This is a genomic window from Lentimicrobiaceae bacterium, from assembly GCA_028697555.1.
GTDB lineage: Bacteria > Bacteroidota > Bacteroidia > Bacteroidales > UBA4417 > UBA4417.
In genome coordinates this window covers 1-7,174 of sequence record JAQVEX010000075.1, presented here as the reverse complement: position 1 = coordinate 7,174, position 7,174 = coordinate 1, and the positions used below count along the sequence as shown (strand labels likewise).

5 protein-coding genes and 1 tRNA gene are annotated in these 7,174 nt (G+C 36.9%); 4 read left to right on the top strand and 2 right to left on the bottom strand.

Annotated elements, in window-relative coordinates; genetic code table 11:
* The 4 genes from PHP31_09615 to PHP31_09600 form a co-directional block, all read left to right on the top strand.
* A partial coding sequence (locus PHP31_09615) for a PKD domain-containing protein (protein MDD3739533.1) occupies positions 1–2,752 on the top strand: 2,752 nt, incomplete at its 5' end.
* A gap of 5 nt (positions 2,753–2,757) precedes the next feature.
* Positions 2,758–3,474, top strand: coding sequence for a 16S rRNA (uracil(1498)-N(3))-methyltransferase (locus PHP31_09610; GenBank protein MDD3739532.1), 717 nt, complete (start codon positions 2,758–2,760; stop codon positions 3,472–3,474).
* A gap of 14 nt (positions 3,475–3,488) precedes the next feature.
* Complete coding sequence (locus PHP31_09605) at positions 3,489–4,064, top strand: DUF4159 domain-containing protein (protein MDD3739531.1); 576 nt, start codon at positions 3,489–3,491, stop codon at positions 4,062–4,064.
* A gap of 160 nt (positions 4,065–4,224) precedes the next feature.
* Positions 4,225–4,311 (top strand) — tRNA-Ser (locus PHP31_09600).
* Positions 4,312–4,667: 356 nt separating this feature from the next.
* Here PHP31_09600 and PHP31_09595 read toward each other — a convergent pair.
* Together PHP31_09595 and PHP31_09590 are read right to left on the bottom strand one after the other, a co-directional pair.
* On the bottom strand, positions 4,668–5,855 hold the full coding sequence (locus tag PHP31_09595; protein MDD3739530.1) for a hypothetical protein: 1,188 nt from the start codon (positions 5,853–5,855) through the stop codon (positions 4,668–4,670).
* A 773-nt stretch (positions 5,856–6,628) separates the two neighbouring features.
* The coding region (locus PHP31_09590; GenBank protein ID MDD3739529.1) for a hypothetical protein at positions 6,629–7,174 on the bottom strand (546 nt) is incomplete at its 5' end.

Here is a 7,174-nt window from a genome sequence, read left to right as displayed (position 1 = left end):
TCCCAGTTCCGGCTACGTTTTGGGCGAAAGATCAGTTCTTGCAGTTACACCTGCAAACCCCGATATTGTTTATGTTATGACTTCCAACTCTTCGCAAGGATTTAAAGGCTTGTATAGGTCTTTAAATTCGGGTGTAAATTTTGTTCAAATGTCTAACAGCCCTAATATACAAGATTGGAGCTGCTACGGAAATACCTCAGGTGGTCAGGCTTGGTATAACCTTTGCCTTGTTGCCGACCCTATAGATGAAAATGTTATTTACTCGGGTGGTATTAATATTTGGCGTTCTGCAAATGGTGGTTCAACTTGGAATATTAATGGGCACTGGACGGGCGACTGCGGTGTTCCTGCAGTTCACGCCGACCATCACGTTTTTGAAGTTAACCCAATTGATAATAGAATTTACGTTGGAAACGACGGCGGTATTTACTGGACAGATAACGATGGTATAAGCTGGAACGAAATAACTACAGGTTTGGTTATCAGTCAGGCGTACAAAATCGGACAAAGTGCTACCAACCCTAATGTTATTGTCAATGGCTACCAAGATAACGGTAGTTCAGTTTATGATAACGGTCTGTGGTTCTTTGTGTCGGGTGGCGACGGTATGGAATGTGCAGTTTTGCCAACCAATGAAAATATCAGATTTTCATCCTTATATTATGGGCAAATTATGCGGATCAATGGCAACTATAATCAAGGTTCAATTGCAGGACAAGGTATAAACGGCATAACCGAAAGCGGTGCTTGGGTTACTCCTTATATTATTGACGAACAACTACCTACTACAATGTTTATTGGTTACAAAAACATTTGGCGTAGCCGAAACATCACTAGTTATAATGTTAGCTGGAAAAAAATTTCAAATATGAATACAGGAAACTTTACCGTTGTTGAGCAGTCGCCTGTAGACAATAATCTGATTTTTGCATCTAGCGGAGCTCGATTATTCTATTCGGAAGATGTTCAAAATGAAACTGAAATGCCGACCTGGTATGAAATTTCCGATAAATTACCTAACAATGATAAAATATCCGATATTGAATGTCATCCTGAAGACAGAAATACATTATATATATCACTTGATAAGAAAATCTTTAAATCAACAGATTTTGCCGAAACTTGGGAAGACATTTCGTTTAACTTACCAGCTATACATATTAATAGTATAGCTCACTACAAAAACAGTTTAAACGGCTTGTATTTGGGAACCGATGCAGGAGTTTACTACAAAGACGACTCTATGTCGGAATGGATGTTTTTCAATAACGGAATGCCTTTGAGCGCCTCCGTCAGAGAAATAGAAATTTATTACTCGCCAAATTCGCCAGAAGATGATAAACTATCAGCCGGAACTTACGGCAGGGGTACATGGCAATCGGAGCCTTATTCCAACACCCCTGTAGCAGATTTCACATCCAATAAGGTTATAGTTACAAAAGACTGTGAGGTTGATTTTACCGACCTATCATCAGGAGTTCCTTACACTTGGGATTGGGAATTTACAGGCGGAACACCTTCTGTATCAGCCGAAAAAAATCCAAAAGGAATTACATATTCTCAAGTTGGTACTTATCCTGTAAAATTAACCGTTTCAAATAATGATGGAACTGATACCAAAGTTGTTGAAAGTTACATCACTGTTTCCGATACATTGCTACCTTTACCCGCCTTTGCAAGCTCTACGAACGCAGTTTGTAATATGGATGAAGTGGTAAGCTTTACCAATCAAACTGAAAATTGTCCCATATCATACAAATGGACGTTTAACCCCAACACGGTTCAGTTTGTCGGAAATACACAATCTAACTCACAGAATCCGAAAGTTAAATTCTTACAGCAAGGCACATATACCGTTACACTTGAAGCTAACAATATAAACGGTACTCGCAGTATTACAAAACAAGATTATATTTTGGCAGGTGGATATAGTATACCTTTTGTTGAAGATTTTGAAAACGCTAATTTTAATGATAGAAACTGGACTGTAGAAAACCCTGATAATCTTATTACTTGGGAAATAACTGATGTTCAAGGTAGTAACCCCGGCAATAAAGCTGCTTGGATGAACTTTTTTGAATACCGAAATACCAGTAGAAGCAGAGACCGACTCATTTCTCCACCATTGTCTTTTGAAGGTTTAAATAAAGTATTTTTAAGCTTCGAATATGCCTACGCATCAAGATATAAAAACTATTCGGACACACTTATAGTATTTATTTCTGATGATTGCGGCGAAAATTGGACTAGAGTAGCTACATACGGAGAAGACGGTTCTGCAAATTTTGTAACTGTACCGAGACAAACAACTGCATTTGCTCCAACATCGCCCGACCAATGGTGCGACGGTTCTTATGGCGGAAAGTGTAAAAACATTGACCTTTCGCAATGGGCTAACCAAACCGGAATTAAAATAGCTTTTGAAACCGTTAACCGCATGGGAAATAACTTGTATTTAGATAATATTAAAATTTCTCAACACAGTGATATAAATACTACTGAAAAAGACAATACATTAACAATTTATCCTAATCCGGCTAAAGATGAAGCTGTAATCGAATGCAATTCGCTTCCATACGATGCTAACATTAGTATTGTTAATGTTTACGGTAAAGTTGTTTTCAGTAAAGATTTTGCAGCTAACCAAGCTATTAATTGCAAAGTCAATACAAGTTCGTTTGCTAAAGGCATTTATGTTGTTAACTTAAAGAGCAAAGGTGCATCTACCAGCAAAAAGCTAGTTATCAATTAATCGATATGGCAAACGAAACTGTTTTTTATACTGCCTACCCTATTGTTGATAATATTGTCTGTTTAGATGAAACCGAATCGGCTCATTGTGTTAGGGTTTTGCGATATAAAAACGGCGATGAAATACTTTTAATCAATGGTATTGGCGATATTATAAAAGGCACTGTTGCCGACGCTAACAGCAAAAAATGCGTAATAAATGTTAGTTCGGTCAGCAGTGCCCCTAATATAGGGGCGAAGTTGCATGTTGCCATTGCTCCTACCAAACAAAACGACAGATTGGAATGGTTTGTCGAAAAAGCTGTAGAAATTGGCATTTCGGAGATAACACCTATTATTTGCGAATATTCGGAACGAAGAAAGACAAACCCCCAGCGATTGCAAAAAATACTTATTTCGGCTTGTAAACAGTCGCTACGACCATGGTTCCCAATAATTAATGATGAAATTAAGTTTAAAGATTTTATTATTAACAATGCAAATCATGCACAAAAACTTATTGCATACATTGATAGCGAACCTTTGCCACATATCTATAAATCGGTAATACCTAATGAAGATTTGCTTATTATAATTGGTCCTGAAGGTGATTTTAGTCCCGATGAAATAAAATATGCCAAACAATACGGTTATAAATTAGTGAGTTTGGGCGATGCACGTTTGCGCACCGAAACTGCAGCTTTGTACGCTACTTCTGCTTTTAACATTATTAATCATAAATAAACTATTAGACTACGATGCTAAAAAAGAAATTAAAAATTACGCTTGTTGCAAGTATATTAATGTTGTCGTCATATTTTATGTACGGACAGAACATACAACTTGCACTATTAAAATATAGCGGCGGTGGCGATTGGTATGCAAATCCTACATCTCTTAAAAATCTTGCTATATTTTGCAATATGAATTTGCACACAAATATAGTCCATGATTACGCTACAGTTGAAGCATCTGACGCTGACCTCTTTAATTATCCGTACATTCATATTACAGGACACGGAAACATTATTTTTTCGCCAAATGAACAGGAAAACCTAAGAAAATATTTATTGTCGGGTGGTTTTCTCCACATCTCCGATAATTACGGTTTGGATAAATATATTAGAATTCAGATGAAAGAAATTTTTCCTGAACTTGATTTCGTTGAATTACCCTTCTCTCATCCTATTTATCATCAAACTTTTTCATTTCCAAAAGGATTGCCTAAAATTCATGAACACGACAACAAAATGCCACAAGGTTTCGGACTGTTTTACGAAGGAAGACTCATTTGTTTTTACGACTACGAGTGCGATTTAGGTGCTGGCTGGTAAGATGAAGGCGTTCATAACGATTCGCCACAAACAAGGCTCAAAGCCTTGCAAATGGGAGCTAATATTATAGAATTTGTTTTTACACAGTAAAAAAACTATTCTGAAAATTGCAATTTATATCAAAATCTGATTACATTTGCAAACCCAATGTTCAAAACATGGAGAGATGCCAGAGCGGTTGAATGGGGCGGTCTCGAAAACCGTTGACTCCTCACGGGGTCCCAGGGTTCGAATCCCTGTCTCTCCGCTTTATAGTTAAAAAAGCGCCTTTTTAGGTGCTTTTTTTGTTTAAATCCATGCTATTAGCTTTATTTGCCGTGCCTTTAAAGTCGGGAGTTTTGAGTTACGAGTCAGAAGTTTTGAGTCAAGAATTGATCCCGAATTTTAAGGACAGAACTCAATACTCACCAGCACCATCTCGAAATTTCGGGACAAACCGTAACACAAAAAAAAGCATAATCGAGAAGTTATACCTTATTATATAAAGCAATCTAAAGTATTGTTAAAATATAAAAAAAGAGTTCGGTATAATACCGAACTCTTTTTTTATCCTAATATGCTTACCTAGTTATTTGTAAGCACAGATTTTCATCTTACACAATCCTAAAAGAATGCGGAAGACACCTGGGTGTACATCTCGCCGTTTCTTGCAGGAGTATTCATATTTGGAGAATAATTTGGTTGGTCGAGACCTACCTTTACCTTTGCTTGTTTAAGCATGTTGAATATTAACTGACGATATGCAGTTGGGTCTTCCGATGCCAATGGCTGACGTGGATATGTCCACACCTCTACGGTAAGTCCGTCGGCATTCTCTAACAACTGATTGCTGATAACACTTGACGGGAAATCCTTAATAGTGATAATTACCTGATCAGCTTCGTGAGCTACCTCAGCAGTAAGATTGAAGGTTATTTCATTCAAGGTATAGTAAGCATCGTAGGTACGGATAGCAAAATCGTCTGCTTCGCAAATGTACGAACTTGGAATGGGGAAACTTACCTGTACACCATCAACCAAGGCTCCAATATGTATAGTCGTCTTGATGGCTTCCCAGTCCTTATGCTCTTGCTGGTGAATGTCAACCTTAACTGTACCCTCTATATCATTCGGAATGGTTGACGTCATATATTTATCCTCATCAATCGCCATGCCTGGAATGTGGCGAACATCCATAACTGTGTCCATAGTCAACACACCGTCAACATTCCATCTGCCCATCGCACCTAAGTATGGATCCCAGTCATTAGGACGATTCTTTGCTACGTACCAAATAATTTTTACTTTGCTCATATCAACTCCAGTGAAGTATTGAGACAATGGCGCGCCTGCACCCTGATGAGCTTGCAACAGATTATCCAAGGTAGGAACGTTAACTAAAGCCTGATCGGTTGCTTGTCCGGTGGGGTCGTACACGTATTCTGTCATTCCCATATATCCACCTAAGTTGCCATAAGGGAAATCCCTCAATACGGAGCCATTGTTAAGAGCACTACACAATGTTGCACCTCCAGGTGTTGACGGGTAGTAACTGGATGAATTTTGGACTCCTGTCAGTCCGGGAATGCGACCGTCTATTCTGATAAAGAAATAAGCATTGTCGTGGGTTAGTGCGCCTCCGCCTGCATGAGATGTTAGAACATCAGTGTATTTTGTTACCTTGTTGCCGGCAACATAAACTTCAGTAGTTGGTCCGCTTGCCTTGCTTTGAGATGCATCATCATCTTTTTTACTACATCCAACAAGTACTAAAAGTACCATTAAACTTAGCATCAACTTTTGAATTTTCATTTTCTTTTATATTTATATTTATTAATAATATGTGATTTCAACCTTTAAAGATTTCATTTATTTATAACTTGCAAATGTTTTTTGTTAAAACAAATGTTACTATTCGATAAAACTGAAGAATATAGCAGATGGAATTAAGCTATTGGCTACTAACACCTGCAAAATGAGTCTCCAAATAATATATTTAGTATTCCACTTGTTAATACACTAAATAAAATATTTAGTAAACTTTGGCAAGCTTTTTAAAAGAACTTTTTTAGTTTGCTTTGCAAAATTAAATATTTATTTCTTATATTAAAGATATTTTAAATTATATTTTAAGGATTTCACAGCTTATATTAATTTTAATCGAAAATAGCCCTACATGTTTTGACTTAGCATCTTGTATTGCAATGGATTAACAGCTCTCTTCAAATATCTATTAAATTTACAATTAACATTTTTTAACTTTTTGTGTTAGTTTTCACATTTTCTCACTTTGGGACTTTTTAATTATAAACTATCAATATATATTTAAAATTATTAAAAAGAAAACATCTCCGGATACAAGTATAGTTTGCATGCGAAATGGTTAACAGTTCGATTTTGGGAACAAGTTCTTAACATTAACCAAGATTTGAGCATAACTAAGAATTTATACCTTATTAAATATAAAGCAAATTTAAGTGCTGTCAGAATATAAAAAAAGAGTTCGGCAAAATACCGAACTCTTTTTTTTATATTAATATGCTTACATAGTTATTTGTAAGCACAGATTTTCATCTTACAAAATCCTAAAAGTATGCGGAAGACACTTGAGTGTACATCTCGCCGTTTCTTGCAGGAGTGTTCATATTTGGAGAATAATTAGGCTGATCGACACCTACTTTTACCTTAGCTTGTTTAAGCATGTTGAATATTAACTGACGATAAGCGGTTGGATCTTCCGATGCTAAAGGCTGACGTGGATATGTCCACACCTCAACGGTAAGTCCGTCTTCACTTTCTAGCAATTGATTGCTGGTAACACTTGATGGAAAATCCTTAATAGTGATAATTACCTGATCAGCTTCGTGAGCTACCTCAGCAGTAAGGTTGAAGGTAATTTCATTCAAGGTATAGTAAGCATCGTAAGTGCGGATAGCAAAATCGTCTGCTTCGCAAATGTATGAACTTGGAATTGGGAAACTAACTTGTACGCCGTCAACCAGGGCTCCGATATGTATAGAAGTCTTAATGGCTTCCCAGTCTTTGTGTTCCTGTTGGTGAATGTCTACCTTAACTCTACCTTCAATATCCTGTGGAATGGTTGATGTCATATAGCCTTCCTCTTTAATTAT